General features: G+C 43.2%; 4 protein-coding genes. All 4 read left to right on the plus strand.

What is annotated here, in order from left to right; genetic code table 11:
• Window positions 1-937: 937 nt before the first annotated feature.
• The 4 genes from F6K20_RS30055 to F6K20_RS30070 all read left to right on the plus strand — a co-directional run bounded on the left by F6K20_RS30055 (window position 938) and on the right by F6K20_RS30070 (window position 3,278).
• Complete coding sequence (locus F6K20_RS30055; protein WP_044495154.1) at window positions 938-1,429, plus strand: photosystem I reaction center protein subunit XI; 492 nt, start codon at window positions 938-940, stop codon at window positions 1,427-1,429.
• Window positions 1,430-1,568: 139 nt separating this feature from the next.
• A complete protein-coding gene (locus F6K20_RS30060; protein WP_008189421.1) occupies window positions 1,569-2,048 on the plus strand; it encodes a recombinase family protein in 480 nt (159 codons plus the stop codon).
• 281 nt (window positions 2,049-2,329) lie between these two features.
• Entirely contained in the window at window positions 2,330-2,794 is a 465-nt protein-coding gene (locus tag F6K20_RS30065; RefSeq protein WP_008189419.1) for a hypothetical protein, read from the plus strand.
• A gap of 121 nt (window positions 2,795-2,915) precedes the next feature.
• A complete protein-coding gene (locus tag F6K20_RS30070) occupies window positions 2,916-3,278 on the plus strand; it encodes a zinc ribbon domain-containing protein (protein WP_229414748.1) in 363 nt (120 codons plus the stop codon).
• Window positions 3,279-3,425: the final 147 nt, after the last annotated feature.

Here is a 3,425-nt window from a genome sequence, read left to right on the forward strand (position 1 = left end):
TATTTAATTCTAACAAATAATCAGAGTTTTTGGTAGACTCTGCGACATTTTCTCTAGCTGTTTACTAACCTTTTACCACACCAACCCAATTAAGAATGGTGTTGGTTGCCGGTTTGATCTCAAGCAAGCCTCTACCTACCTAAGTAAGTCTCGGTCTTACACTGCCGAGCCAGGGCTTTGCTCTATATTTAAAGAGCCAGCACTGTTATCCAGATGACTGGAACACGGCAGATACCCGCTTACTAGAGGGGTAGATTACTATCGATTTTTTCGACAAGTTAATCCTATCACGCTTCAGGACTATGAAATACCAAGATCTACCTCGGAATTTCCCATACAACCTGTGGCAAAAACCTGATGATTGCTTCTGCCCTTGCTGAGTCTTTGATAGAGTCAATTCTAATCAGTCTGCCATCCCTCTATTGACATCAACACCTGTCGTTGACCTAGACAAAAGCACACAACTCCATTCAATTTGGGTTAACTTCCCGTTTCACCTCGTAGCATGGGAGGGGTTATCCCAACCTGCCCTTATACCAACGACCCAGTTTCTTCAATGGCTCAGATTACTGGAAAGTTTATGCCAGTCGGATAATTATTAAGATTTTTAACAAAAGTTGACCGAAATTCTTTACAAAAATTAATTACTTTTTGTTACAAAAACCAAAGAGACTGAAAGGGGGTTAGTCATCAAAACCCTTGGTTTTAGGTGATTACAATGGTTTTACAAAGGTTATATTACGGTAAAGAACTAAAGCTAAAATTTTTGCCATTGACTAAAAAGGTTAATAAAAAGAACAATATCTCGTATAATTCGTTACGAGAGGATGCGCTTCTCAGCGACGATTACTCGCGCTGATTCTTTCAGTTCCTTTTCTCCCCCCTAAAGTATGATTACTCAAGGGGTTTATCCGATTTGATAGGAGATAAATTTACAATGACGATGGATGTAATTAACCATGGTGGAGATCCCCAAGTGGGTAATCTAGCCACCCCAATTAATTCCTCTGCTTTCACAAAAGCTTTCATCAACAACTTGCCAGCCTACCGTCAAGGGCTATCAGCCAATCGCCGGGGTCTAGAAGTTGGTATGGCTCATGGCTACTTTCTGTATGGACCGTTTGCCTTACTAGGTCCGTTGCGTGGGACAGAGTATGCCAGCACAGCTGGTTTACTGGCAACAGTTGGCTTAGTGGCTCTTCTGACAGTTGCTTTATCTATTTATGGAGCGGCTGGCTCCGGCAAACCTAAGGCAACATTGACCACACCCAATCCACCAGAAGACTTAGGAACTAAAGAAGGCTGGAGTGAATTTGCCAGTGGTTTCTTCCTTGGTGCTTGTGGCGGGGCAGTTTTTGCCTATTTCCTATGCCTGACACCTCATCTAGCGCCACTGCAAAAGATTGCTAGTGGAGTATGGTCCTCTTAACTCTGACTGGAGACAAGAGTTTCTGATCGCGCAGGGTCGGCGAAAGCCGATAGCTAAGCAAGAGAGTAAGGTTAGTGGACAGTTACTAAAAGTGTCATATAGTCTACCAAAATCTACTAAGGTTCGGTAGACTATAGTGATGGCACTAATACCACTCCGTAAGGCGGTCGAACTGACGGGACTTTCCAAAAATACTCTTCGGAAATATGCCGACAATGGCACGATCAAATGTGAACGAATCCCAAGCGGCTACCGGCTCTTTGACACGGAAAGCTTACTCAGCCTCGGAAAAGTACCCATGGCTCAAACTGCTACTATCTGTTACTGCCTCCTCAGCAGCAGAAAACAGTGGGATCACCTTGATCGACAGGTCGCTGATCTGCATTCCCTGTACCCAGAAGCGGAAATCATCCAAGACATCGAGTCAGGTCTCAACTACAAACGCAAAGGGCTTAAAACCATACTGGAACGACTTATGCGGGGCGATAAGCTCACAATTATTGTTGCCTGTAGAGACAGACTTACCCGGTTTGGGTTTGAACTCTTTGAATACTTGGTTAGAAGTTACCGTAAGAGTAGTGCAGCCTTTATAGTTGGTAAATTATGCAGCATAGGGTAAAGGTTTTGTAGTAAGGCTGCACTACTCTAAGGTTTCATCTCCGGTCAGTCTCAACGGTGGAAAACTCGTGGTTCTCAACGACACTAAAAGTTGTCTAGAATGAGAACTTACCGCCGCTCGCGAACCATGACCAAAGGTCAATCTTCTGTCCATCATTCACGTCTTCTCTTGTAGAGTCCACGGACAATGAAAGTACGGTTCAAAAATCAAAGAAGATCCGACTATTCCTAAACGCTGATCAACGTGCAACTATTCGCCAGTGGTTTGGAGTGTCCCGTTATGTGTTTAACAGAACCGTCGAAATACTTAAGGATGGCGAGGTTAAAGCTAACTGGAAAGCCATCAAAACTGACATCTTAAATAGCCTCCCTGAATGGTGTAAGGAAGTCCCTTATCAAATTAAATCTATAGGGATTAAGGATGCTTGCACTGCGGTAAAGGAAGCTAAAAAAAAGTACAATAAAAGTGGGCAAATTAATCGAGTTCGTTTTCGTTCTAGGAAGAACCCTTTTCAGTCTTGCTACATTCCAAAGTCGGCTGTTTCAGTCAAAGGTATTTATCACACTAAATTAGGTAAATTAACCTTTGCTGAAACACTACCGGATCAGATCTGTGACTGTCGATTAACTAGCACCAATGGGGACTATTACCTGGTAGTTCCCCACAAAGTAACTAGAAATAAAACCGAGAACCAAGGTAAGGTAGTTGCTCTTGATACCGGTGTCAGGACTTTTTTGACATTATGAGCGTGAAAATTATGTAGGCAAGATCGGCCATGGTGACTTTTCCAGAATTCAGCGTTTATGCCACCACTTGGATAATCTGATCTCAAAAATCAGTAAGGCAAAAGGTAAGCAGAAACGTCGAATGAGAAAAGCGGCTAGACCGATAGTTATTAGAATACAGAATTTAATCAACGAGTTGCATCACAAAGCCGCTAGGTTTCTGGTAGACAACTTTGATGTAATCTTACTTCCAACCTTTGAGACATCTCAAATGTCAAAACGACAAGATCGGAAGATTCGATCAAAGACCGTTCGCAATATGCTCTCCTTTGCTCACTACAGGTTCAAAGAGTTCCTCAAGCATAAAGCATTTGAAACGGGTAAAACTGTTGTTGATGTTTGTGAAGCCTATACCAGCAAAACTGTTAGCTGGAGGGGTGAATTAGTCAAGATCGGCGCGAGTAAAATCATCAAGTCAGGAATTGATGGCCAAAAGATGGATTGACCAAAGGTCACGCTTCGCGAACGAGATCTAAATGGCGCTCGTGGAATATTTCTTCGTTCGCGCAGCGTGGCCTACGGCCATGCTTTGGTAGATACACCATGGGTGAGAAATCACCTTGCATTGGCGAGCTAAGGTCTGCCTTTGGTA

Source organism: Moorena sp. SIO2C4 (genome assembly GCF_010672485.1).
Taxonomy (GTDB): Bacteria; Cyanobacteriota; Cyanobacteriia; order Cyanobacteriales; family Coleofasciculaceae; genus Moorena; species Moorena producens.